Source organism: Streptomyces sp. VRA16 Mangrove soil, from assembly GCF_017377775.1.
Lineage (GTDB): Bacteria > Actinomycetota > Actinomycetes > Streptomycetales > Streptomycetaceae > Streptomyces.
Genome location: NZ_JAFVLN010000001.1, coordinates 952,148 through 976,487, shown reverse-complemented (window position 1 = coordinate 976,487; position 24,340 = coordinate 952,148). Strand labels below are relative to the sequence as shown.

Below are 24,340 nucleotides of genomic sequence, written 5' to 3'. Positions count from 1 at the left end.
GGCACGGGGCGCTCGCCCCGACGAGGGCGTCACCGGCGGCGCGGTCCGCCATCGGTGACGCCCTCGTGTCCTTGCTCGACGAGAACCGGGTCGCGCCGGCACCGGTCCCACGTCTCATCGGTCACCCCCCGCTCCCGCAGCACGGACTTGCGCACCTTCCCCGTCTCCGTCAGCGGCAGCTCCGCGACCACCTCCACATACCGGGGCACCGCGAACGCGGGCAGCTCCCCCACGCAGTGGCGCGCCACGTCCGCGGGGTCGAGCGCGCACCCCGCCCGTGGGACGACCGTCACCATCACCTCGTCCTCGGCAAGTTCGGACGGAACCGGGAAGGCGGCCGCCTCCGCGATGCCGGGGTGGCTGCGCAGGGCGGTCTCGACCTCGTACGAGGAGATGTTCTCGCCGCGTCGCCGGATGCAGTCCTTGACGCGGTCGACGAAGCGGAACCAGCCGTCGGGCTCGCGCACCACGCGGTCGCCCGTGCGCCGCCAGGAGGCGGGGTCCAGTGTCGGCTCGCCCAAGTAGCCGCTGGAGAAGGCGTGTTCCTGCTCCGTGCGGACCACGAGTTCCCCGGGGGTTCCGTCCGGCACGTCGGAGAGCTCCGTGTCGACGACCCGCGCCTCGAAGCCGCCGCGCACCGTGCCCATGTATCCGGGACGGCAGTCCTCCGGCACCGAGCCGATGACCGCGTTGGTCTCCGTGGAGCCGAAGCCGTCGACGAGCGACACACCGAACCGCTCGCGGAACACCTCCCACAGCGGGCCGGGCGTCCCCGGGCCGAGGCCGCGCCAGGCCCGGTGCGCACGGTCGCCCGGGCCCGGCGGCTGGGCGAGCAGCATCGGGACCATGGCGCCGAGCACGTACACGCACGTGGCTCCGGTCTCGGCGGCCCGCTGCCAGTGCCGCGACGCGGAGAACCTGCGGTCCACCACCATCGAGGCGCCGACGGTCAGCGCCTGGGCCAGGGTGTTGAGGGCGTTGGTGTGGAACAGCGGGAGGCAGGTGTAGAGAGTGTCGTCAGCGGTCAGGCGCAGCTGGCCTGCCACGTTCCGGCCCCACCAGGCGAACTGGGCGTGCGGGCAGCGCACTCCGCGGGACGGGCCCGTGGTGCCGGAGGTGAACAGGATCGCGGCCGTGTCACCGGGGCGGGACGGGTAGGGGTCCAGCGCCTGCTCGGTCCCGGGGGCGGGCGCCTTCGGCGAGCCGGTCACCCACACCTCCCCCGCGTACCCCGCCTCGGCGACGCGGCCGGCGAACTCCGCCTCCACGTGCAGGAAGTGGGGCTTCGACTCGTCCAGGGCATGCCGGAGCAGCCGCCCGTGCAGGGCCGTGTTGAGCGGGACCACGACCGCCCCGAGCCAGGCGCAGCCGAGGACCAGGTCGATGAGTTCGACGCGGTTGGACAGGAGCGCCGCCACGCGGTCGCCCGGGCGGCAGCCCCGGGCCGCCAGCGCCCCGGCCATCGTGGCGGCGTCCTCACGTGTCTGCGCGTAGGAGCGCCGGGTTCCGTCGACGGTCAGGAAGGCCCGGTCGCCGTGGTCCGCCACCGCCGCGTCGACCAGGCCGGGAATCGTCATCCGGTTCATGAACGGATGCTGTCCGCCGCCCCCGTGAGCGATCAAGGGAGACGGTTCGCTGACCGGTCCCCCGTCGGTCACGGTCCGTTCACCGGAACAGGTTCATAGGCAGGCGTCGCACCGCGCCGGATGCTCGTGCCGCACACCCCACCGGAGCAGGAGGCCATGACGAGATGACGACGAGCGAACGACCCCCCGCCGCGCGGAAGACCGCAGCGAAGGCACCCGCCAAGGCCGACAAGGCGCCCCGCGCGACCCCCGAGAAGATCGGCCGGCAGGACTGGTCGTCCTGGCCCCACTACGACAACGCGGCGTCCGGTTTCCGCGGCTACTGGTACCCGGTCACCTGGGCGAGCCACATCACGGGCGACCCCAAGCCTTTCACGCTCTGCGGCGAGAAGATCACGCTGATCCGCGACAGCGGCAAGGTGTACGCGCTGCACAACCGCTGCCCGCACCGCGGCGTCCCGCTGTCCGAGGGCAACCAGCAGTTCCCCGGCACGGTCAGCTGCCCCTACCACGGCTGGACCTTCGACCTGCCCACCGGCAATCTGTCCGCGGTCATCACCGACGGCCCCGGCTGCCGCCTCACGGGCAAGCTGGGCGTGCGCACGTACGCCGTCGAGGAGCGGCTCGGCATGGTCTGGGTGTACATGCCGATCGCCGACGAGGAACCGCACCCGATCGACGAGCAGCTCCCCGAGGAACTGGTGTCGAACGCCTTCGTGATGGGCGGCCGTTTCGATCCGCGCGGCGGCAACTGGCGCTTCGCCTGCGAGAACGGCTTCGACGAAGGCCACGCCAAGTACCTTCACCGCACGGCCCTTTGGCGCCTGTTCAAGCCGATGCCGACGTGGAACATCACGCGGATCGTGCCGAAGGGCCGCTGGATCTACCGCGTCCAGGACGAGGTCTACTGGGAGGCCGACTTCCCGGGCGTGGGCCGCTGGACCAACAAGCGGTGGTGGATGAAGCAGCCGCCGGAGGGGACGTTCAACCTTGGCAACACCGGCGCGTCCGACAAGGTCGACCCGGTGATCGAGTCCCAGGACTTCCCCGGCTTCGCGTCCCTGTCGATGCCGGGCATGCTGCGGATCGCCTACCCCACCTTCATGCACTACGAGTTCTACGTGCCGATCGACGACGACCACCACATGTACGTCGGCGTGATGGTCAACTTCAAGCAAGGCTGGGACACCCTGCGCTTCTACGGCAAGTACCTCGGCGCCATCCGCTGGCTGTTCCACGGCCAGTTCTCCGGCCAGGACGCCTGGATGGTCGACGTGACCGACGCGCCGCCGGAGAAGCTCTACCGCCCCGACGTGTCGCTGACCTCCTGGCGCAACCTCGTCGAGGAGGACTACGCCAAGAAGCTCGCCGCCGCCGGCGTCTCCGGTCCCGCGACGGACGCCCCGGACACCACGGACACCTCGAACACCTCGAACACCACCGCCACCGTCGAAAAGGAGGCCTGATCATGGCCCGCACCCTCTTCAAGATCCTGCTCGGTGTCGCCGTCGCGGTGGCACTCCCCCGCGCCAAGCAGCTGTTCGCGGAGAAGACCATGACCCAGGTCCACCGGATCAACCAGTGACGGGCGCCGCCGAACTCGACGGGCTCGACGGGCTCTCGGGGCTCGACGAGCAGCGTCGCGCCTGGGTGTCGGAGGCGTGGCGACACGTCACCGACGAGCGGCTGCGCGAGCTGATCGTGGGGCTCGTCGGCATCCCCAGTCCGACCGGTGACGAGCGGCCGCTCGCCGAGCACATCGCCCAGACCCTCGCCTCGGTCGGCCTGCGCGCGGCCGCTCAGCCGATCGACGCACGGCAGGCCAACGCCTGGGCCCGCCTGGAGGGCGACGGCACCGGCCCCGATCTGATGCTGTACGCGCCCATCGACACGCTCACCGTGGGGGACGAGAGCGAGGACGTGCCGTGGATCGGGCCGAAGCTGCGCGAGGACATGCGGCCCGAGGCCACCGTCTACGACGACCTGGTCACCGGCCTCGGCGCCTCCAACCCGAAAGGGCACGCGGCCTGCGTGATGATGGCCGCCGAGGCGATCGCGCTGGCCGGTGTGCCGCTGACCGGGGATCTGGTGGCGGCGTTCGGGGCCGGCGGCATGCCGACCAATGCCCGGCCCGGCAGCGACCGGCTCAACACCGGCCAGGGCGCGGGCTGTTCGTTCCTCCTGGAACAGGGTGTGTGGACCGACTACGCGGTCATCGCCAAGCCGGGATGGACCGTGTCGTGGGACGAGGTCGGCCTGGTCTGGTTCGAGGTGACGGTGCACGGCACCCACACGTATGTGGGTTCGCGGCACCGGCTCCCGTACGACAACGCGATCAGCCGCGCCGGTGACGTCGTACGGCACCTGGAGGAGTGGTTCGCCGAGTACGCGAAGCGGCACACCGGCGGCACGGTCGCCCCGCAGGGCATCGTGTCGTCGGTGCGCGGCGGCTGGCCGCGCATGGCGGCCGTGACCACGGCGGCCTGCACCCTCCGGGTCGACCTGCGGATCGCACCGGAGACCACGCCCATGCAGGCGAAGCGTGAATTCACCGCGGCCATCGCGGAGTTGCAGCGCACGCTGCCGGGGCTCGACGCCACGGTCGAGATGATCCTCGCCATCCCGGGGACCACCACCAGCCGGGAGAGCTGGGTCTTCCGCAGCGCGGTCGCCGGATGGGAGGCGCTCGAAGGACGGTCGCACGAGGTCGTGCGCGGCAACAGTGGCGCGACCGACGCCAACATCCTGCGCGGGCGCGGCATTCCGACGGTCCGCGTCGGCATGCCGAAGGTGAGCAAGGCGCCGTTCGACATCGACTTCGCCCGCGGCATGAACACCGTCTCCGTACAGGAGATGCAGCGACTGACCCGCCACCTGATCCGCACGGCGGTCGACACCGTCACCCGTTCCCGCGCGGAGTGCGAGGCACCCGCGCAGCCGGAAGGAGCATCGGCATGAGCGAGATCGTGCTCGGCGTGGGGGCCTCCCACAGCACCCTGATGAACACGCACTGGGAGGAGACGATCCACAAGGACCGGGCCGAACGGTTCCGGGACGCGCTCGGCGCGGCCCGCGCCGAACTGTCCCGGGTCCGCCCCGACACCGTCGTCCTGATCGGCTCGAACCACTTCCGCGGGTTCTGGCTCGATCTGATCCCGCCGTTCACGCTCGGCGTCGGGGAGTGTATTGCGAGCGGCGAGTCCGGGACCCCGAAGGGCCCGCAGCCGGTGGACGTGCCGCTGGCGCAGCACATCGCGGACTCGCTGGTGGAGAGCGGCCGGTTCGACCCGGCGTTCTCCGCGCGGCTCCAGATCGACCACGGGCAGTCCCATGCCATCCAGTACCTGCTCGACGGGCTCGACGTGGAGATCGTGCCGCTGGTCGTGAACGTCTTCGCGCATCCGCTGCCGACCCTTCAGCGGTGCGAGGAACTGGGGCACGCCATCCGTGAGGCCGTGCTCTCCTTCCCCGGCGACCGGCGCGTCGCGGTGGTCGGCTCGGGCGGTCTTTCGCACCGGCTGCCCTGGCCCGACTGGCGCGAACCGCACGGAGACGACGAGGAGTTCATGGTCGGCGCCTGGCTCAACGGGCGCGAGAACTGGCAGGACTACGACAAGCGTCGCCGCGAGATCATCCGGGCCGCCGAGGCGTCCCTCACCCCGGAGTTCGACCACGAGTTCCTGGGCCTCCTCGAACGTGGTGAGGCCCATCGCCTCACCGAGTTCACGTCCGAGGAACTGGAGAAGGCCGCGGGCAACGGCGCACAGGAGCTGCGTACATGGCTGCTGATGGCCGCCGCCCTCGACCATGCGCCCGCCCGGCGTCTGGCGTACGAGCCGATGCCCGAGTGGCTCACCGGAATGGGCGTCGCGGTCATCGACCCGGCCGCCGCGGACGCGGGGCAGTCGGCATGAAGGCGCCGGCCGACGCTGCACTGGCCGGTCACCACGCCCTCGCCGCGCCGGCGCCGCAGGGCCTCGTCCTCTCCGCACGCCGCGCCGAGCCGGGGCCCGAGCGGAGCGAGGAGGCGGGCGGCGCCGACTCCATGAACTCCGTTCTGGGGAAGGTCCGTCCGATCCTGGAGGCCTTCACCTCCGACGACGCCGCGCTCTCGCTCGCCGAGCTGGTGCGGAGGTCGGGGGCGGCCAAGGCCACGGTGCACCGGCTTGCCCAGGAGCTGGTCACCTGGGGGCTGTTGGAGCGCGAGGGGTGCGACTACCGGCTCGGCCTGCGCCTGTTCGAACTCGGCCAGCGGGTGCACCGGCAGCGCATCCTGCGCGAGGCCGTACAGCCGTACATGGAGGACCTTCTCCTGATCACCCGGGAGACCATCCACTTCGCCATCCACGACAGCCTGGACGTCGTCTACCTCGACAAGATCTTCCCGCACCGCGGGCTGAACGCCGAGTCCCGGGTGGCGGGCCGGCTCCCGCTCTACTGCACGGGCACCGGCAAGGCGATCCTCGCGTTCTCGCCGCCGTCGCTCTTCGTCGACGTGGTCCGGGGCGGCCTCAAGCCCATCACCCGGCACACGGTGGTCTCACCGGGCCGCCTGCGCGCCCAGCTCGACCGGATCCGGGAGGAGGGCATCATCCTGGAGTCCGAGGAGATCCGGCTCGGTTACGCGAGCCTGGCCGTTCCCGTGTTCGCCGGGGGCACCACGCTGGTGGGTGCGCTGTCCATCACGGCGCCCACCTACCGGATGGACGCGACGGGGTACGCGACGGCGCTGCGGACCGCCGCGCTGGGCATCGGCAGATCGCTCGCCTAGCCACGTCCTGTCGTACGAGTCCAAGAACAAACACAGGCACGAGCACGAAGGGGCCCGCCGGACGGCGGGCCCCTCGCCGCGTTCCGATGCCACGAGGCCCCCGTCGCACCCTCTTGACCAGCCGTGTCCTGCTCACCGGAACAACTCCGTAGGGAGAACCGCGCCCCGTTCCTACGCTCACCGCATGAGCCAACTCACCGACGACACCGACGTCCTGACCACCGACGTCCTGATCATCGGCGCGGGTCCGGCGGGCCTGTACGGCGCGTACTACGCCGGGTTCCGCGGCCTGACCGTGACCGTGATGGACGTCCTGCCGCAACTCGGCGGTCAGATCAGCGCGATGTACCCCGAGAAGCCGATCTTCGACATCGCCGGGTTCCTGTCCGTGCGCGGCCGAGATCTGGTGGACGGCCTCATCGCCCAGGCAGAGCCCTACTCCCCGCGCTATCTCCTCGGCCACCGGGCCGCCGAACTGACCCACGACGCCGACGGCCTGCCGGTCGTCCGCAGCGACCAGGGTGCGACGGTGCGGGCCAGGGCCGTCGTCATCACGGGCGGCGTCGGGACGTTCACGCCCCGCCCGTTGCCCGCCGGGGAGGAGTTCCTCGGGCGCGGCCTGGAGTACTTCGTGCCGGACCCGTCCGTGCACGCGGACCGGGACGTCGTGGTCGTCGGTGGTGGCGACAGCGCCTTCGACTGGGCGGCCCTCCTCGCCCCGATCGCCCGCTCGGTGACCCTCGTGCACCGCACGGCCCGCTTCCGCGCCCACGCGGCGTCCGTCGAGAAGGTCCGCGACCTCGGCGTGGAGATCGTCACCGACTGCGAGGTGAGCCGGCTCAGCGGCGGTGACCGGGTGGAGCAGGCGGAGATCCGGCACCGCGTCAGCAAGGAGACCCGCCTCGTCCCGGCCGGCACCGTGGTCGCCGCGCTCGGCTTCCTCGCCGACCTCGGCCCCCTTCAGCACTGGGGCCTTGACCTCAACGCCCGCAAGATCACCGTCGACACCCACATGGCGACCAACCTGCCCAAGGTCTTCGCCGCGGGCGACATCACCGACTACCCCGGCAAGGTCCGCCTCATCTCGGTCGGCTTCGGCGAGGCCGCCACCGCCGTCAACAACGCGGCCACCGTCATCGACCCGGAGGCCGCCCTGTTCCCCGGGCACTCCACCGAGAAGGAGCACTGAACACACCATGGCGTACGTCATCGGCGCGTCCTGCGTCGACATCATGGACCGGTCCTGCATGGAGGAGTGCCCGGTCGACTGCATCTACGAGGGCGAGCGCAAGCTCTACATCAACCCCATGGAGTGCATCGACTGCGGCGCCTGCGAAGTCGCCTGCCCCGAGCAGGCGATCACGGTGGACCGCAAGGCGGACCCCGACTTCCGTGAGGACAACCGGAACTTCTTCGTGGAGGTCCTGCCCGGCCGCGACAGCGCCCTCGGCTCCCCCGGCGGGGCGACCCCGCTCGGCCCGGTGGGCGTCGACACCCCGCTGGTGAGCGCCCGATGAGCGCCGCCGAGGTGACGAAGGCGGCCGACGCGCTCCTTGCCGCGGAGCGCACGGGCGAGCCCTGTCCGCCCGTACGGTCCCTGCTCGCCGAGGGCGACATCGACGCCGCGTACGCGGTGCAACGGGTCAACGTCGAGCGCGGCCTGGCCGCGGGGCGGCGTCTCGTCGGCCGGAAGATCGGGCTGACGTCCCCTGCCCTGCAGGCCCAACTCGGCGTGGACCAGCCGGACTTCGGCGCCCTGTTCGCCGACATGGCCGTCCCGGACGGCGGCACCGTCGCGGCCGGGCGGCTCATCCAGCCGAAGGTCGAGGCAGAGGTCGCCCTCGTCCTCAAAGCGGACCTCCCGCACCGGGAGTGCACGGTGGCGGACGTGATCCGGGCGACCGACTTCGCGCTCGCGGCCCTGGAGATCGTGGACAGCCGCAACGCCGACTGGGACATCACCATCGTCGACACCGTCGCGGACAACGCCTCCAGCGGTCTGTACGTCCTCGGCGGCACGCCCGTGCCCCTGTCGGGCCTGGACCTGCGCGCCGTACGGATGACGATGACGCGCGACGGCGTGTCGGAACCGGTCTCCACGGGCACGGGCGCCGACTGCCTCGGCTCCCCGCTCAACGCCGCCGCCTGGCTCGCCTCGACCCTCGCCGCCGCGGGTGACCCGCTCAAGGCCGGGGACATCGTGCTCACCGGGGCCCTCGGCCCGATGGCCGTCGCCGCGCCCGGCGACCGCTTCGAGGCCCGCATCAGCCAACTGGGCCGTATCAGCGTGCAGTTCGCACAGACGGGAGACACCGCATGAGTGACCGTACGAAGGTCGCCGTGATCGGTTCCGGCAACATCGGCACCGACCTGATGATCAAGATTCTGCGGCTGTCCGAGTCGCTGGAGATCGCCGCGATGGCCGGCATCGACCCGGACTCCGACGGCCTCGCCCGCGCCCGCCGCCTCAAGGTCGCCACCACCCACGAGGGCGTCGAGGGCCTGGTGAAGATGGACGAGTTCGCGGACGTGGAGTACGTCTTCGACGCCACCTCCGCCGGCGCCCACCGCCACCACGAGGACGTCCTGCGCCCCTTGGGCCGCACCCTGATCGACCTGACCCCGGCCGCGATCGGCCCGTACGTCGTGCCGCCGGTGAACGGCGACGCCCACCTGGCCGCGGGGAACGTCAACATGGTCACCTGCGGCGGTCAGGCCACCATCCCGATCGTCGCCGCGGTCAACGCGGTCACCCCGGTCCACTACGGCGAGATCGTCGCCTCGATCTCCTCGCGCTCGGCCGGTCCCGGTACCCGCGCCAACATCGACGAGTTCACGGAGACGACCTCGTCCGCCATCGAGCAGGTCGGCGGTGCCGCACGCGGCAAGGCGATCATCGTCCTCAACCCGGCCGAGCCACCGCTGATCATGCGGGACACCGTGCACTGCGTCGTCTCCGCCTGCGCCGAGGAGGCCGTCACGGCGTCCGTCGAGGAGATGGTCGGCCGCGTCCAGGCGTACGTGCCCGGCTACCGCCTCAAGCAGAAGGTGCAGTACGAGACGGTGAGCCCCGGCGACCCGCTGCACACCCTCGCGCCCGCCGGAACCGGCGAGGCGCTGAAGGTGTCGGTCTTCCTCGAAGTCGAGGGCGCCGCCCACTACTTGCCGGCCTACGCCGGGAACCTCGACATCATGACGTCGGCCGCGCTGCGCACCGCGGAGCGCATGGCCGCGCACCACGCCACTGCTTCGAAGGAGGCGGCCAAGTGACCAGTCTCTACGTCCAGGACGTGACCCTGCGGGACGGCATGCACGCCGTCCGGCACCGCTACACCACCGGCCAGGCCCGCGCCATCGCCGCCGCCCTCGACGCCGCCGGGGTCGCCGCGATCGAGATCGCGCACGGCGACGGCCTCGCGGGCTCCAGCGTCAACTACGGTGTCGGCGCGCACACCGACTGGGAGTGGATCGAGGCGGTGGTCGACGCCACGAAGACGGCGATCCCCACCACGCTCCTCCTCCCCGGCATCGGCACCATCCACGACCTCAAGCAGGCCCACGCGCTCGGCATCCGCTCGGTGCGCGTCGCCACGCACTGCACCGAGGCCGACATCGCCGCACAGCACATCGCCGCCGCGCGGGAACTGGGCATGGACGTCGCCGGGTTCCTGATGATGTCCCACATGGCCGAGCCCGCCGAACTCGCCCGCCAGGCCAAGCTGATGGAGTCCTACGGCGCTACTTGCGTCTACGTCACCGACTCCGGCGGCCGCCTCACGATGGACGGCGTCCGCGACCGGTTCCGCGCCTACCGCGACGTCCTCGACCCCGGCACCGAGCTGGGCATCCACGCCCACCACAACCTCGCGCTCGGCGTCGCCAACACCGTCGTCGCCGTGGAGGAGGGCGTCACCCGCGTCGACGCCTCCCTCGCCGGCCAGGGCGCGGGCGCGGGCAACTGCCCCCTCGAAGCGTTCGTCGCGGTCGCCGACCTGCTGGGCTGGAAGCACCACTGCGACCTGTTCCCGCTGATGGACGCCGCCGACGACCTCGTCCGTCCCCTCCAGGACCGCGAAGTACGTGTGGACCGCGAGACGTTGAGCCTCGGCTACGCGGGCGTCTACTCCAGCTTCCTGCGCCACGCGGAGGCGGCCGCCGCCCGCTACGGCCTGGACACCCGCACCATCCTCGTCGAGGTCGGCCGCCGCGGCATGGTCGGCGGCCAGGAGGACATGATCACGGACATCGCCCTCGACCTGGCGGCGCGAGACACCGAGTGAGCGACGCGGCGCCCCGGTTGAAGGTCGGCATCCGTGTCCCGCCCTGCGACCGCGCCGACCGGATCGTGGCGACGGTGTGCAGGGCGGGGGAACTCGGCTTCGACAGCGCGTGGTTCCCCGACTCGCAGCTGCTGTGGCGCGATGTGTTCACCACGCTCACGGCGGCGCTGCGCTTCGCCGAGGAGTTCTGCCTGTTCGGCACCGCCGACGACATCGCCCGGCGGCTGCGCGCCCTGCACGCCGACGGCGCCGACGGGGTGTTCCTCCAGCACGTCGGCTCGTACGCCCGACCCACCGACCTCATCGAATCCGTCGGCGCCCCGGTGCTGCCGGCCCTGTGACGAAAGCGACCCCCGCATGACCGACACGACGGACACGACGGACACGACGGACACGAACACGCTGCGGAAGGGCTATGTGCCCAGCCGCTTCGGCCAGTTGCACTACGTGGAGACCGGCGACGGCGAGCCCGTACTGCTGCTGCACCAGACGCCGCGCTCCTGGACGGAGTACCTCGACGTGCTCCCCTTGGTCGGTACCCGGTACCGGGCGATCGCCATGGACACCGTCGGCTACGGGGCGTCGGCGAAGCCCGAGGGGCCGCACACCATCGAGCGCTTCGCCGATGGCGTCGCCGACCTGATCGATGCGCTCGGACTGGACCGCTTCCACCTGGTCGGGCACCACACCGGCGGGGTGGTCGCCGTCGAGGTGGCGGCCCGCTTCCAGGACCGCGTGGCGAGCCTGCTCCTTTCGGCCACGTCGTTCGTCGACGACGCGAAGCGGGCCTCCCACGGCCGCGTCGACCATGTCGACCCCCAGCCCGACGGCACGCACCTGCAGCAGCTGTGGGACAACCGGCGCGGCTTCTACCAGCCGGGCGAGGAAGCGGCCCTGGGCCGGTACGTCATCGACGCGCTGACCGTCCTCGACCGCGTCGAGGAGGGCCACCGGGCGGTACGCGGCTACGTCATGGAGCCCCGCCTGCCGAAGATCACCGCGCGCACGCTCGCGGTGTGCGCCCCGGACGACCGGTTCTCCATGCCGTCCCTCAAGAAGTTCGAGGCGGCGCTCGGCTGCCCGACCCGCGTGCTGTCCGCGGGACACGCGGCGGCGCCGGAGCAGGTGCCGCAGGAGTTCGCCGAAACCGTCCTGGAGTGGGCCGGCCGCGGCTGACCCGGCAGGACGCGGGACGGGGATCGTGCCGCTGCGGCATCCGGTGCGGCGGCACAGCGCCGGCGAGTGTTGACGGCCCTGTCGGAACCCGCAGACGGGAACGGCCGATCCGTTCAGCGGACTGCGTTCCTTGCAGGCCTGTCGCGTGTTCGCGATCGTCCCGCCTTGGACTCACGTAGGTAGCGCCTGATGTCAGGCACATGACCTCCACGAAGGGGACCCATGGCATTTCTGCGAAGGTCGACGGAGCCGGCGAGAGGATCGCGCCTACGGGTGGCGATGGTGAGCTGCGTTCTGCTTCTTCTTCAAACGGCGGGTGTCTCCACCGCCGCCGCGGCCGACGAGGCCGCGCATTCCGGCAGTTCATGCGCCACCCTCACGAAGCTGTCCCTGCCGAAGACCGAGATCACGTCGGCGCAGCCGGTACCCGGCGGCGACTACACAGCGCCCGACGGGAGAACGTACCGGGACCTGCCCGCCTTCTGTCGCGTGACCGCGACGGTCGCTCCGAGCCTCAAGTTCGAGGTCTGGCTGCCCGCCACGTCCTGGAACCAGAGGCTTCAGGGAGTCGGCAACGGTGGATTCGCCGGGCAGATCAGCTATTCGGCGATGGCCCCCGCCCTCACCGCGGGGTACGCGACCGTTTCCACGGACACCGGACATTCGGCGTCCGACTCGGCGAATTCCTGGATCAGCGACCCGACTCAGCTGGAGATGTGGGGTCGGACGTCGATCCATCTGATGACGGTGCGAGCCAAGGAGATCCTGGCGGCGCACTACGGAGCGGGGCCGAAGTACTCCTATTTCGTGGGCGGTTCCACGGGTGGCCGACAGGGCATGATCGAGGCCCAGTACTACCCCGAGGACTACGACGGCATCGTGTCGAAGAGTCCCGGGATGGACTACAGCCACGTGATGATGGAGGTCCTGTGGACCTCGCAGCGCCTCGCGGAGAACCCGGACGGCGTGCTCCGGGCCGACGATCGCAAGCTGCTCAATGACGCGGTGCTGGCGGCATGCGCAGGCCGCGACGGAGTCCGGGGAGACCCGTTCCTCAACGATCCGCGGGACTGCGGATTCAACCCCGAGCGGCTGAAGTGCCGGGCCGGCGAGACCGACGGGTGTCTGACAGCCGAGCAGATCGCGACCGTCGAACGGATCTACGCGCCGGTCACCAACCCGCGGACCGGTGAAGAGCTGTATCCGGGGTTCTCCCGCGGCAGCGAATCCGCCTGGCACTACGCGGCGGAGGACCCGGCCCTGACGTCCTATCCGCAGGCGCTGTTCGGGCGGGCCGTCTTCAATGATCCGAACTGGGACTGGCGCACCTTCGACTTCGACAAGGACGCCGCACTGGTCGAGAAGAAACTGGCCGCCAAGATCGACGCGACGAACACCGACCTCTCGCGGTTCGCAGCTCGCGGAGGCAAGCTCATCATGACCCAGGGATGGAGCGACGATTACCAGGCGGGGGCCCTGCCCGTCGAGTACTACAACCGGGTCCTGCTCGATAAGGGCGGCCCCCAGGTCCGCTCGACCCTCCGGGAAGTACAGGACTTCTACCGGCTGTTCATGGTTCCGGGCGGTGGGCATGTGTCGGGAGGCCCGGGTCCCAATGCCTTCGACGCGCTGGCCGCTGTGAGGAGCTGGGTGGAACAGGGCCACGCTCCGAAGAAGATGGTCGCCACCAAGTACGTGTCGGACCGTCCTGAGAACGGAGTCACCGTGACGCGGCCCCTGTGCCCTTATCCGCAGGTTGCTCGCTATGACGGGTCCGGGCCGACCTCCGAAGCGAACAGCTTCCGGTGCGCGGACGACTGGGGCGACTTCGCCGCGGACGTGGCACGAGTGAGGCACTGATGCAGGCGGCCGCGCCCCGTGGTGGGGCGCGGCCGCCCTGGCGGGCGCGTCATGAGTCCGGTGCACCGGGCGATCGGCGTCCGCCGACCCGCTGCCCGATCACGGCCGAGGGGTCAGGCGATGCTGTTCCAGAAGCCGCACTGATGGTCGGCCTTGTAGGTGGCGGTCGCGATCGCCGTGCTGCCGCCGGGCCGCAGGGACATCAGCCGGCCGCTGCGGTACGACGGCCAGGTGGCCTGGTCGGTGGCGTGTGCGTTGGGCGATCCGGTGCGGATGAAGGATCCCCAGTAGTTCGTCATCTCCTTCGCGAGCTTCCGCTGCGCTGCCGTGAACTGCGCCGACAGGGGCTCGTCACCGCCGGAGTAGGCCCAGATGTAGGGGATCTCCGCCGCGTGCGTGGCACCGGCCTCGAAGCCGGGGAACGCGGCGGACAGCGACGAAGGAGCGTCCTGGTCGTCGAACTCGTAGAAGTACGTGCGCGCCTGCTTGCCGGTGAAGTCCTGGGCCAACTTCTGCGCCGGGCAACCCCCGAGGCCGATCATGTAGCCACTGTCGGTCCACACGTCACCGACCGCGTAGGTGCCGGTGTAGGGGCTCGGGTAGGAGTCGTAGGGATAGCGGGCGAGCACCGCGTCGGCGTGCGCGCCGTATTCGTCGCGGACGGTCTGCTCGTACGTGGCCTTGGTCGCCCCGAGGTAGCCGAGGGCGAACAGGCGCGCCTCGTCATGGTTGAACCCGATCAGCAGGGGGACGTTGTTGAAGCGTCCGGAGCCGAGTGCGGTCTTCGGGTCGCGCGGGAGTTCCGGTGTGCCCGAGGTCGGCAGGAGGGTGCCGGCACTGTCGGCAAGGCTTCCCGACGCTGCCAGGAGGTCGCTGCCCGATCGCGCGCGCAGGCAGGTGGCGAGCGCCGCGGTGTCGGTGCAGCCGACCGCCTTCGCGTAGGCCGTGCTCCGGGTGGTCGCCACGGCCGGCGTGATGCTCTCGCAGACGCCGCTTTCCATGATCGCCTTGCTGAACAGGCCGCCCGCCTCGGGGGAGGCGAGCAGCGCGCACACCGAGATGGCGCCGGCGGACTCGCCGGAGATGGTCACCCGGCCGGGATCGCCGCCGAACGAGGCGATGTTGCGCTGGGTCCACTCCAGGGCCGCGATCTGGTCGAGCATGCCGTAGTTGCCGGCGCCGCCGGCGCTCAGACCGGGCACGTTGAGGAAGCCGAACACGCCGAGCCGGTAGTTGATGGAGACGACCACGGCGTTCTGGCTCTCGGCGATCTGCGAGCCGTCGTGGCCGTTGCCCGAGCCGGTCTTGAGCGAGCCGCCGTGGATCCAGAAGAGCACCGGAAGCCGCTTGTGACGGACTTGCGCGTCCCTCGGGGTGTAGACGTTGAGGTACAGACAGTCCTCGCTGCCGGTGGTCGTGGTCGTGCCACCGTAGCCGCCGGCCTGCGCGCACGCGGCGCCGTTCTCGGTCGCCTTCCGCACACCCGACCACGAGGCGGCCCGGTGCGGCGGCTGCCAGCGCAGCGCGCCGACGGGGGCGGCCGCGTAGGGAACACCGAGGTACTGGTGAGCCGACTCGGCGTCCTTGCCCTGGAGCCTGCCTGTGTCGGTCGAGACGATGAGGCCGTCACTGTTCGCTGTCGCGGCGGTGGCCGGCAGACTCACCACTGCGGTGAGGCACGCGGCGGCCAACGCCACCAGCCCCCCACGCAGTCGTGTGCGTCTTTGCGCGGTTCCGCCTCTGAAGAAACCCAGCATGTCATCCCATTCGTGAGAGGTACGCGGGAGAAGCAGGTGCGCGGGGCAGTGGATCACCGGCCCCGGGCGGAAACCAACGCCATCGGTCCGTTCAACGGAACTCCGTGGCGGTCTGCGGCGGTCTGCGGCCGCTCGCGTCTCAGTCGCCCAGCGCCTCGTCGTCGTACTGAGCCCGGTTGCGCGTGATCTCGTCGTGGTGGGTGCCCGCCCAGTCGATCAGGGCGGTCACCGCGACGAGCAGCGTCGCGCCGAGACCGGTCAGGGCGTACTCGACGCGCGGCGGCACCTCGGGGTAGGCGGTGCGCGTGACCAGGCCGTCGCGGCGCAGCTGGCGCAGGGTGTGGGTGAGCATGCGCTGGGAGATGCCGGGGATGGAGCGCTGGAGGTCGGTGTAGCGCACGGGGCCGTTCTCCAGGGTGCCGATCACGAGGACGGACCATTTGTCGCCGGCCCGCTCGACGATCTGCCGGATCGTCTCGCCTTGCTCGGCCGGCCAGCGGGCACAGGGCCCGGTCCGGCCCAGCGGCTGATCTGCGTGAACGTCGGATGCCATCGTGCGCCTGCTCTCCGCGTCTCTTACACGCGTGTGCCTTTTGTACGGACTTTCATTCTGACGCAGGGTGGGGTTGCGCACCAAAAGTAAGAAACGGCTGCACGGTGTCCCGTCCCGCGCACCCGCACACCCCCATCGCAGGAGGAACAGCATGATCATGCGTGCCGCTACCGTGTCCCGCTTCGGCGGCCCCGAGGCCGTCGAGATCACGGAGGTTCCGGTGCCCGCCCCGGGCCCGGAACAGGTTCGGATCAAGGTGGCGGCGGGCGCGCTGAACCCGGTGGACGCGGCCATGCGGGCCGGTGCCTTCGGCGGGGAGGGCGAGCGCATCGGCCTGGGCTGGGACGTCGCCGGCACCGTCGAGAGCGCGGGCAGCGGGGTGCGCTGGACCGCGGGTGACCGGGTCATCGGCCTGTGCACCGGCCACCGCACCCCGCTGGGCACGCACGCCGAGTACGTCGTTCTCGACGCGGACGCGATCGCGGCGGCCCCGGCGACGCTGGACGACACCCACGCCGCGGCCCTCCCCCTCAACGCTCTCTCCGCGGCGCAGGCCCTGGACATGGCCGACCTCAAGGCCGGGCAGAGCCTGCTGGTCACCGGCGCGGCGGGCGGCGTCGGGGCGCACGCCGTGGAGCTGGCCCACCATCGCGGCCTGAAGGTGACCGCGCTCGCCTCCGCGCGCGACGAGGAGTTCCTGACCACCCGGGGCGCCGACCACTTCCTCCCCCGCGACGAGCCCCTCCCCGCGGGCGCCTTCGACGGTGTCATCGACACCGCGCTGCTCGGGGTCACGGCCCTCGCCGCGGTGAGCGACGGCGGCGCCTACATCGGTGTCTGGCCCGGGCAGGAACCGGCCCCGGAGCGCGGCATCCGCGTCGACGCACTGGACGTACGGGCCGACGGTGCCCAGCTCGGCGAGCTGTCTCAACTCGCCGACCAGGGAGTCCTGTTGGCCCGCGTGTCGGAGACGTTCCCGCTCGCGGACGCCGCCGCGGCCCACGCGCGCCTGGCGGAGGGCGGCCTGCGCGGACGCCTCGTCATCGCGCCCTGAACCGCTCCCCGCCGGCGACGGCCCCCGCGGCACGGGGTATACGTGCCGCGGGGGCCGGGACATGGCCGCTCAGGGCCGCAGCTCGGCCCGTGGGGTGCGGTCGATCACCTCGATCGCCCGGCCGAGTGTGCGCACCTGGTCATACAGCTGAGCGGGGTCGAGCTTGTCGATATGGCCGTTGCGCGCCTCGGCGAGGAAATAGGTGTTGAAGCTGATGTAGCCGATGGTCGGTATCTTCCCCTTGTTCCACAGATAGGTGGCCGGGGTGATCGAGGCGGCGGCACGGTCGACGACCGCCGTGCGCGCGACGCGCGATCCGCGCAGCGCCTCCAGCATCACCGGGACGAGACCGTTGGGCGCGTCCTTCGGGCCCAACGTGTACGCCCAGGCGATGTCGGGCCTGTTGGCGGGCTCCACGATGTTCCGCGCCGGATCGCTGAGCCACTCGCGGCAGCCGAGATGTTCCATCGCGAGAGCGACGACCGCCTTCTCGGCGATCTCGGGCCGTGCGTCGATCCACCAGTTGTCCGCCATGGCCGAGCCGCCGAAGTGGCCTTCGGTCAGCACGCAGACGATCGTGCGGTTCCGTTCGGCGGGCGGCACCTTCGCGAAGTGGCGCATGAGATTGAGCATCGCCACGGCGCCGTTCTCCTCGACGGCGTTCATGCCGTCGGTGTGGGTCCAGAGCAGGATCACTTCGTCGCTCTTGCCGGGCAAGGTGGCGATCGTCGTCGCCGTCGGCACGTTCTTCGTGACCTTCGCCTGAATCGTGAGCGTCACCGAACCGCCGCGGTCCGCGAGCGCGCGGAGCTTCTTCGCCGCCGTCATGCCGACCCAGCACGAGGGCAGCTCCTCCGTGCCGGTGCGACGGAACTGGCCGTGGGCGTCGTCGTCGACACCATTGGTCCAGGCGTAGATCACGCCGACGGCGCCGGCCGCGCGCAGCTTGGCCTCGTAGCCGCTCGGCAGCCGGGACTCGATGGTGGTCCAGGCGGGCGAGTACGGCTGGACCGCGGGAATCGGACCGCCGTGGGTCGGGTCGACGAACCCCTTCACCAGGCCCTCGTAGATCTGGCCGAAGGGGATCGGGATCGACGGCATCTCGACGAGGGCGATCTTTCCGCTGACCTCGGGCGGGATGGGGAAGTCGAGCGGCTCGGTGGCGCTCGGGTCACCGGAGAAGAAGGAGCTCCCCTCGGCGCGGCCACAGAACTGGACCGGCGCGGTGACGCCTTGCGGCCTGGTGGTGGCCGACCACCGGCAGGTCGCGCCGATCTCGATCGGGGTGCCGTGTTCGGTCTTGAGGCCGGCGTGCGTCGGCTCCCACAGGGTCAACGCGTTGCGGTTCAGGTGCTCGACCTTGAGGCCGAGGCCCGCGAGCTCCGCGTCGAGACCACGGGTGAACTTCTTGTGCGCGGCATTGCCGGTGTAGCGCGGGCCGAGATGGTTCATCGCCACGACGTCACGCCAGATCTCGCGCTGCGAGGGCAGGTGCGCCAGGTCCGTGACCGCTGCGGCGGCGGGCGTCGCGAGCAGTTCCGGGGTGATCAGCAGCGCCGATCCGGCAACACCCGCGGAGAGCAACGATCGCCGCGACAAGGGCGCCCGGAAAGTACCCGAATTATCTGCTTCGCTCATCAATACCTCCATGAATGGTGCCGGGTCGGCGGTGGCTCGAGGGGACCTGCCCAGGGAGTTGCCTGCCCTCAGTCCCGTTGCTGGGCGGCCATCCACTGCCAGATGTGCGTCCCGTTGGAGCTGGGATCGTTGCGGGCGACGTAGATCCACGAGAAGTGGCCGAGGTACTGGTGGTCGTTCCAGATGACGTGGTCGTACAGCGTCATCAGCGAGCCGGGGATCACCTCGTGCGCGTGGACCGTGTTGGCCTGCGCGTTGATGATCGGGTCGTCCTTGGAGGCGACGAGCCAGCTCGGCGTGGTGATCTGCGCCAGCTCGCTGTCGGGGATCATCGGTGTGGTCCCGGGCGGGAGCACCGCGACGATGCCGCAGATCGGCACGGACGCGGCGAACAGGTCGGGATAGACGGCGGTCATCTTCATGCTCATGTAGCCGCCGTTGCTGCAGCCGGCGACGTAAATCCGCTCGTGGTCGATGTCCTTCCTGCGCGCGACCTCGCGGACCATCTCGTGGATCAGCGGGGCGAAGCGGGGGCCGTCCTCCATCCAGTAGGACGTGCTCTGCGGGGCGACCACGTAGGCGCCGTCGAAGATGTCCTGCGCCTCGGGGGTGGCGAACCCCAGGGCGCCGCGGTTGGCCCGCAGCGTGGTCTCGTTGTCGTAGTAGCCGTAGGCCAGCGCGGCGCCCTCACCCCCGCCGTGCAACCAGACGATCAGCGGACGCTTGCTGCCCCGGGCGTAGCGGGAGTCGGGTGAGTACAGCCGGTACTTCATCCCCGAGCCGGATATGTGGGAGCTGAACGCGTCCACCTCGGGGTCCGAGAGCCGGGGGTTCTGCACGAAGGTGTCGATGGTGACCGACCGGTGGTCGCGCAGGGCGATCGGGGCCTGCTGCGTGACGGTGTAGTCGAGGTCGAGTACCACGTTGCGGCCGGTGTCCACGCTGGAGACGTAGCCGAGCGTGCTCGCCCCCGGCCGGCCCTCGCCATGGGCCAGTTCGATCACGATGTTGCCGTGGCCGTCGAGCCGCACCGCGGTCACCGTGCGGTCGAGGTCGTACTCGAGCCTGGTGTCGGTGGGGGTGACGGCGAACGGGCGGGTGGCCTTGGCGTGCACGCCGAAGGTGCCGGTGGTCAGGGCGGCCGGGTCGATCGGGCCGAGCCGGGCGGTCTCGAGGGTGATCGAGGTGACTTGCTCGCCACCGTCGAGCACCTCGGCGTTCAGGGTGAATCTCACGCCGGCGGGCGCACGGTCGGCGGCGTACGCGGACACGCCGGGCAGGGAGAGCACGCCGGCTCCGGCGCCGGCGGCCAGGATGGTGCGGCGGCTCATATGTGTTGCCATGCGAACTCCTCGAGGGGTGCGAAGGCTTCATCGCGGCCTGTGCCCCGAACCGGGCACGGCCGCCGTCGAGTCGCGGAAGAGGCGACCTCGTCCGCCCGGCGCTCGGGCGGCAACAGCTGACGCAAGGACGGCTGGAGCGGGAGCAGCTGACGCAAGGATGGCTGGAGCGGGAAAAGCTGACGCAAGGATGGCTGGAGCGGGAAAAGCTGACGCGGGAGCGGCTGACGCGGGAACAGCTGAAACGGGCGGCTCTGGAACAAGGTGGTTCGTCAGGTGGGAAATGCGCTGCCGGACAGCGGAACGCGCTGAATTTCCCGAGAGGCCGGAGCGACGAGGGAGCCATCATGTGACTCGTTCGGCAGGTGCGCGACGCTTGCGTTCCGCTCAGTGGAACGCGGCGCGGGAAATGCCGACCTCCGGCGCGAATGCGCGAGCCAGGCTTCAGGAGTTGGACGGTCGGGCACCCAACCGTGTTCAAGGTGTTGACCTGGCCTGCAGCAGAGCACAGCATGACCCATTGGACGGATCAAGAAACAAAAGTTGAGTACTAGCTGTGAACCGAAAATTCTTCTGGGACTGATTTCGTCTTCACTTATTGACGGTCAGAAAAGTGCCTCCTAGCCTCCTCAACCATCCGGCTCTGGGCCGGATTTGACAGAGAGGACGCTGTCTGTGAGTACCTCACACAGAAACTCCCGGACCCGCGCCGTGACCGTGGCAGCCGCAGCCTCGGTCGTGGTGTCGGCCCTGATGTTCGGCGGGCTGCTGCCCGCCCAGGCCGCCACCACCGACCCCGAGCCGAGCGCCCTGGAGAAGGCCGATGCGACCTTGTCCCGCTCCGCCGCGGAGCAGGGCATGGTCCTGATGGAGAATCACGACCGGGCCCTGCCCATCGCGTCATCCGGCAACGTCGCCCTGTACGGAGTCGGCGCCTACGTCACCGTCAAAGGCGGCACCGGCTCCGGTGCCGTCAACAACCGCGTGACGGTGACCGCCCGCCAGGGCCTGGAGAACGCCGGCTACAAGGTCACCACAGGCAGCGCCTACTGGTCCGCGATGACCTCGTCCTACGACACCAAGTACGGCAACGCCGGCTCCGGCGGCATCTTCGGCCCGACGATCGACTATTCCTCGGTGGAACAACGGCTCACCGCTGACACGGTGCAGCCCACCGCCGACACCGACACGGCCGTCTACGTGATCGCCCGCAACTCCGGTGAGGGCTCCGACCGTACGTCCGGCAAGGGCGACTACCAGCTGGCCGACACCGAGCGCGCCAACCTCGAACTCCTGGGCCGCACGTACAAGCACGTGGTCGTCGTCATCAACTCCGGCGGCGTCATCGACACCAGCTTCTACCAGCAGATCAACAAGGCGGAGAAGGACTCCTCCGGCGGACTCGCCCTCGACTCGATGCTGCTGATGAGCCAGGCCGGCCAGGAGAGCGGCAACGCCCTGGTCAACGTATTGAACGGAACCGTCACGCCCTCGGGCAAGCTCACCGACACCTGGGCTGCGTCCTACTCCGCCTACCCGGCCTCGGCGACCTTCGCGAACAACGACGGCAACTCCACCACGGAGGAGTACAGCGAAGGCATCTACGTCGGTTACCGCTACTTCGACTCCTTCTACAAGCGTCTCGGCTCCGACCCTTCCGCCACCGTCAACTACCCCTTCGGCTACGGCGCTTCCTACACCGATTTCGACATCCGGGCACAGCAGGTCACCGCGAACGCCAAGCAGGTAAAGGTCACCGCGAAGGTCACCAACACCGGCAAGCGCTACAGCGGCAGCGAGGTGGTGCAGGTCTACGTCTCCGCCCCGCAGACCGGCCTGGACAAGGCGTACCAGCAGCTCGCGGGCTACGTGAAGACCGACAACCTGGCCCCCGGTGCCTCGCAGACCGTGACCGTCAGCTTCGACACGACCTCACTCGCCTCCTACGACGAGTCCCGCGCCGCCTACGTCCTCGACGCGGGCGACTACGTGGTCCGGGTCGGCAACTCCTCCCGGAACACCCACGTCGCGGCCCGGCTGAACCTGGCCAAGCGCGTGGTGACGGAGCAGAACCACACCGAGCTGGACGACCAGAAGCCCGCGAGCGAACTGTCCAGCGACCCGGCCGACTTCTACTCGTACGCAGGCGAGAAGAAGGAGATCGCGCACGCCAAACGGATCACCCTGAATCCGAAGTCGTTCCGCACCGAGGACAAGGCGTCGCCGCACGAGCAGGACGTCGCCGTCGACTCCTCCTCGCCGTACTACGCGCTCGACGGCGCGAAGATATCCTCCACCACCGCCTACCTGGACAAGAACCAGAAGAACTGGGAGAACACCGGCGCCCCCTACAAGGCGAAGACCGGCGAGAAGATCGAGTACGTCAAGACCGGTTCCACCAACACGCTCTACGACGTCGCCCAGGGCAAGGTCTCCGTCGAGCAGTTCGTCGCCGGCCTGTCGGTGACGCAGCTCGCCACCATCGTGGAGGGCTCCGGCCTGGGCGGCACCACCCCCTCCGCCGTCGGCGCCGCCGGGTACACCACCGGTGCCTACGAGAACCTGGGCATCCCGAGCATGGCCCTCGCCGACGGACCCGCGGGCCTGCGCCTCACCCAGAAGATCGCCACCACCCCCGCCTCCTACCAGTACGCCACGGCTTTCCCGATCGGCACTCTGCTCGCCCAGACGTGGGACCGGGACCTGGTCAAGAAGGTCGGCACGGCCATCGGCAAGGAGATGACCGCGTACGGTGTCCAGCTGTGGCTGGCGCCCGGCATGAACATCCACCGCGACCCGCTCAACGGCCGCAATTTCGAGTACTACTCCGAGGACCCGCTGCTCTCCGGCCTCACCGCCGCCGCCACCACCGAGGGCGTGCAGAGCAACCCCGGCGCCGGTGTCACGATCAAGCACCTCGCCGGGAACAACCAGGAGACCAGCCGCAGCGGCGGCAACGACGTGGTCGGCGAACGGGCGTTCCGCGAGATCGAGCTCAAGGGCTTCGAAATCACGGTGAAGGCCGCTCAGCCGATGGCCGTGATGAGCTCCTACAACAAGATCAACAACACCTACGCGTCCGGCACCTACGATCTGCTCACCGACCTGCTGCGCGGCGAGTGGGGCTTCAAGGGCACCGTGATGACCGACTGGGGCGGCGCGCACGGCGCGACCAACACCATGTACTCGGGCAACGACCTGATCGAGCCCGGCGGGAAGCCCTCCGACATCGTCAACGCGACGATCAAGACCGCGCCCGTCGTCGATCTCAACGGCCTGCCCGCCTACATGAAGACGGTCAAGACCACCGGCAACCCCAGCTACACCTTCCAGCTCGGCGCGCTCACCCTTGCGGCCGGCGGCACGGCGACCGTCTCCACGACCGTCGACAGCAAGACCGACCTGTCGAAGACCCCGCTCTCCGGCACCACCACCGTGGACGCCATCAACAACCAGACGTACACGGCCAACGCCAAGTTCACCTCGGTCGACGACGCCTACCGCTCCGTACAGACCCTGCTGGCCTCCACCGCGCTGACCGCCGCGCAGAAGGCCGCGATCACCGTCTCGGACGTCCAGTACGCCACCCCCGGTGACGCCGCCACCCCGGTCGTTGGATACAAGGTGAGCCTGGCGGGCAGCTACCCGGCCGACACCAGCTACACGATGCGTCTGGGCGACCTTCAGCGCAGCGCCATCCGGATCCTCACGACCGCCTCCAAGAGCTCGTCGTTCCAGCAGCTCGCCACCAAGCAGAAGGTCAAGGGCATCTCGGTCGGCTCGTACACGGAGCAGTTCAAGAATCTCGACCCAGTGGTCCAGTCGTCCAAGAACCGGGTCCAGGAGCCCCACCGAGGACACTGACCACCTAGCACGTGTGGCGTCGCGCCGGGGGGCGACGCCACACGACCTGCCTGGGTGACGTCATCACCACGGGGACACCGGAGGGCGTCGGGTGATGCCGTGGGCGTCCATCTGACTCCGTCCTCGGGTGCGCGCGGTAATCCCGTCGCTCAGGGCCACACAGCTTCCGGCGGGCACCGCCCCCAGGTACGCGGCCCCCGGTTCCCGGGGCCGGTCGGCGTCCGACAGCTCCAGCATGATGCCGAACAGGGTCGGAGCGATCGGCCGGTCGAGTCCAGTGTGTTCGCCGTCTCGGCCGGCTCGCACGGAGCGGAAGCGAAACAGCGCCGGAGCGATAGCGGGGAGGCGACGGCACGGCGACGGCCCCCGGCAAGGTAGTGACCACAAGGAGTCCGCCGACTCAGGGGCCGCATCGCAGACCTGGAGTACATCAACATGACCCGCTCCATCGCCCGCACGAC

Annotated in this window: 19 protein-coding genes; 14 read left to right on the top strand and 5 right to left on the bottom strand. The window is 70.1% G+C overall.

Features of this window, described 5'->3' with window-relative positions; translation table 11 throughout:
• Nucleotides 1–29: 29 nt before the first annotated feature.
• A complete protein-coding gene (locus J3486_RS04320; protein ID WP_207818561.1) occupies nucleotides 30–1,586 on the bottom strand; it encodes an AMP-binding protein in 1,557 nt (518 codons plus the stop codon).
• A gap of 164 nt (nucleotides 1,587–1,750) precedes the next feature.
• Here J3486_RS04320 and J3486_RS04315 point away from each other — a divergent pair, with 164 nt between their 5' ends.
• The 12 genes from J3486_RS04315 (at nucleotide 1,751) to J3486_RS04255 (ending at nucleotide 13,673) form a co-directional block, all read left to right on the top strand.
• Nucleotides 1,751–3,052 (top strand): Rieske 2Fe-2S domain-containing protein, encoded by a 1,302-nt coding sequence (locus tag J3486_RS04315; protein WP_207818560.1) that lies wholly within the window; start codon nucleotides 1,751–1,753, stop codon nucleotides 3,050–3,052.
• A gap of 115 nt (nucleotides 3,053–3,167) precedes the next feature.
• Nucleotides 3,168–4,544 carry a peptidase dimerization domain-containing protein gene (locus tag J3486_RS04310; protein WP_207818559.1) on the top strand — a complete coding sequence of 459 codons (1,377 nt, stop codon included), beginning with the start codon at nucleotides 3,168–3,170 and terminating at the stop codon, nucleotides 4,542–4,544.
• Nucleotides 4,541–5,500 (top strand): catechol 1,2-dioxygenase, encoded by a 960-nt coding sequence (locus J3486_RS04305; protein WP_207818558.1) that lies wholly within the window; start codon nucleotides 4,541–4,543, stop codon nucleotides 5,498–5,500. The genes J3486_RS04310 and J3486_RS04305 overlap by 4 nt, the downstream gene beginning before the upstream one ends.
• Nucleotides 5,497–6,357 (top strand): IclR family transcriptional regulator, encoded by an 861-nt coding sequence (locus J3486_RS04300; protein WP_229377397.1) that lies wholly within the window; start codon nucleotides 5,497–5,499, stop codon nucleotides 6,355–6,357. Before J3486_RS04305 ends, J3486_RS04300 begins: the two co-directional genes overlap by 4 nt.
• 184 nt (nucleotides 6,358–6,541) lie before the next feature.
• A complete protein-coding gene (locus J3486_RS04295) occupies nucleotides 6,542–7,546 on the top strand; it encodes an NAD(P)/FAD-dependent oxidoreductase (RefSeq protein WP_207818557.1) in 1,005 nt (334 codons plus the stop codon).
• A 7-nt stretch (nucleotides 7,547–7,553) separates the two neighbouring features.
• A complete protein-coding gene (gene fdxA, locus J3486_RS04290; protein ID WP_207818556.1) occupies nucleotides 7,554–7,874 on the top strand; it encodes a ferredoxin in 321 nt (106 codons plus the stop codon).
• A complete protein-coding gene (locus J3486_RS04285; RefSeq protein WP_207818555.1) occupies nucleotides 7,871–8,677 on the top strand; it encodes a 2-keto-4-pentenoate hydratase in 807 nt (268 codons plus the stop codon). Before fdxA ends, J3486_RS04285 begins: the two co-directional genes overlap by 4 nt.
• Complete coding sequence (locus J3486_RS04280) at nucleotides 8,674–9,627, top strand: acetaldehyde dehydrogenase (acetylating) (protein WP_207818554.1); 954 nt, start codon at nucleotides 8,674–8,676, stop codon at nucleotides 9,625–9,627. Before J3486_RS04285 ends, J3486_RS04280 begins: the two co-directional genes overlap by 4 nt.
• A complete protein-coding gene (gene dmpG, locus J3486_RS04275) occupies nucleotides 9,624–10,637 on the top strand; it encodes a 4-hydroxy-2-oxovalerate aldolase (RefSeq protein ID WP_207818553.1) in 1,014 nt (337 codons plus the stop codon). Before J3486_RS04280 ends, dmpG begins: the two co-directional genes overlap by 4 nt.
• Nucleotides 10,634–10,978, top strand: a complete 345-nt coding sequence (locus J3486_RS43875) for a hypothetical protein (protein WP_229377395.1) — start codon at nucleotides 10,634–10,636, stop codon at nucleotides 10,976–10,978. Before dmpG ends, J3486_RS43875 begins: the two co-directional genes overlap by 4 nt.
• A gap of 16 nt (nucleotides 10,979–10,994) precedes the next feature.
• Complete coding sequence (locus J3486_RS04260; protein WP_207818552.1) at nucleotides 10,995–11,813, top strand: alpha/beta fold hydrolase; 819 nt, start codon at nucleotides 10,995–10,997, stop codon at nucleotides 11,811–11,813.
• Nucleotides 11,814–12,092: 279 nt separating this feature from the next.
• Complete coding sequence (locus tag J3486_RS04255) at nucleotides 12,093–13,673, top strand: tannase/feruloyl esterase family alpha/beta hydrolase (RefSeq protein ID WP_229377600.1); 1,581 nt, start codon at nucleotides 12,093–12,095, stop codon at nucleotides 13,671–13,673.
• 113 nt (nucleotides 13,674–13,786) lie between these two features.
• Here the strand turns inward: J3486_RS04255 and J3486_RS04250 are convergent, their stop codons facing one another.
• Together J3486_RS04250 and J3486_RS04245 are read right to left on the bottom strand one after the other, a co-directional pair.
• Complete coding sequence (locus J3486_RS04250; RefSeq protein WP_207818550.1) at nucleotides 13,787–15,370, bottom strand: carboxylesterase/lipase family protein; 1,584 nt, start codon at nucleotides 15,368–15,370, stop codon at nucleotides 13,787–13,789.
• Between the two features lie 199 nt (nucleotides 15,371–15,569).
• Nucleotides 15,570–15,983, bottom strand: coding sequence for a helix-turn-helix domain-containing protein (locus J3486_RS04245; protein ID WP_207818549.1), 414 nt, complete (start codon nucleotides 15,981–15,983; stop codon nucleotides 15,570–15,572).
• Between the two features lie 157 nt (nucleotides 15,984–16,140).
• Here J3486_RS04245 and J3486_RS04240 point away from each other — a divergent pair, with 157 nt between their 5' ends.
• Nucleotides 16,141–17,037: an NADP-dependent oxidoreductase gene (locus tag J3486_RS04240; protein ID WP_207818548.1), complete on the top strand. Its 897-nt coding sequence runs from the start codon at nucleotides 16,141–16,143 to the stop codon at nucleotides 17,035–17,037.
• 69 nt (nucleotides 17,038–17,106) lie between these two features.
• On the opposite strand, the gene J3486_RS04235 is transcribed toward J3486_RS04240, so the two are convergent.
• Both J3486_RS04235 and J3486_RS04230 read right to left on the bottom strand, forming a co-directional pair.
• The gene (locus J3486_RS04235; protein WP_207818547.1) at nucleotides 17,107–18,687 is read right to left on the bottom strand and encodes a hypothetical protein; all 1,581 of its coding nucleotides are present in this window, start codon (nucleotides 18,685–18,687) and stop codon (nucleotides 17,107–17,109) included.
• Nucleotides 18,688–18,743: 56 nt separating this feature from the next.
• Entirely contained in the window at nucleotides 18,744–20,018 is a 1,275-nt protein-coding gene (locus tag J3486_RS04230) for a prolyl oligopeptidase family serine peptidase (RefSeq protein ID WP_207818546.1), read from the bottom strand.
• Between the two features lie 708 nt (nucleotides 20,019–20,726).
• On the opposite strand from J3486_RS04230, the gene J3486_RS04225 reads away from it, so the two are divergent.
• Nucleotides 20,727–23,879: a glycoside hydrolase family 3 protein gene (locus tag J3486_RS04225; protein ID WP_207818545.1), complete on the top strand. Its 3,153-nt coding sequence runs from the start codon at nucleotides 20,727–20,729 to the stop codon at nucleotides 23,877–23,879.
• Nucleotides 23,880–24,340 lie beyond the last annotated feature (461 nt).

Excerpts from the sequence above, each read along its gene's own strand:
- J3486_RS04235 (WP_207818547.1), bottom strand. The coding sequence starts at position 18,687 with ATGGAGGTATTGATGAGCGAAGCAGATAATTCGGGTACTTTCCGGGCG.
- J3486_RS04230 (WP_207818546.1), bottom strand. The coding sequence starts at position 20,018 with ATGGCAACACATATGAGCCGCCGCACCATCCTGGCCGCCGGCGCCGGA.
- J3486_RS04300 (WP_229377397.1), top strand. The coding sequence starts at position 5,497 with ATGAAGGCGCCGGCCGACGCTGCACTGGCCGGTCACCACGCCCTCGCC.
- J3486_RS04245 (WP_207818549.1), bottom strand. The coding sequence starts at position 15,983 with ATGGCATCCGACGTTCACGCAGATCAGCCGCTGGGCCGGACCGGGCCC.
- J3486_RS04320 (WP_207818561.1), bottom strand. The coding sequence starts at position 1,586 with ATGAACCGGATGACGATTCCCGGCCTGGTCGACGCGGCGGTGGCGGAC.
- fdxA (WP_207818556.1), top strand. The coding sequence starts at position 7,554 with ATGGCGTACGTCATCGGCGCGTCCTGCGTCGACATCATGGACCGGTCC.
- J3486_RS04305 (WP_207818558.1), top strand. The coding sequence starts at position 4,541 with ATGAGCGAGATCGTGCTCGGCGTGGGGGCCTCCCACAGCACCCTGATG.
- J3486_RS04240 (WP_207818548.1), top strand. The coding sequence starts at position 16,141 with ATGCGTGCCGCTACCGTGTCCCGCTTCGGCGGCCCCGAGGCCGTCGAG.
- J3486_RS04295 (WP_207818557.1), top strand. The coding sequence starts at position 6,542 with ATGAGCCAACTCACCGACGACACCGACGTCCTGACCACCGACGTCCTG.
- J3486_RS04260 (WP_207818552.1), top strand. The coding sequence starts at position 10,995 with ATGACCGACACGACGGACACGACGGACACGACGGACACGAACACGCTG.
- J3486_RS04255 (WP_229377600.1), top strand. The coding sequence starts at position 12,093 with ATGGTGAGCTGCGTTCTGCTTCTTCTTCAAACGGCGGGTGTCTCCACC.
- J3486_RS04285 (WP_207818555.1), top strand. The coding sequence starts at position 7,871 with ATGAGCGCCGCCGAGGTGACGAAGGCGGCCGACGCGCTCCTTGCCGCG.
- J3486_RS04280 (WP_207818554.1), top strand. The coding sequence starts at position 8,674 with ATGAGTGACCGTACGAAGGTCGCCGTGATCGGTTCCGGCAACATCGGC.
- J3486_RS04315 (WP_207818560.1), top strand. The coding sequence starts at position 1,751 with ATGACGACGAGCGAACGACCCCCCGCCGCGCGGAAGACCGCAGCGAAG.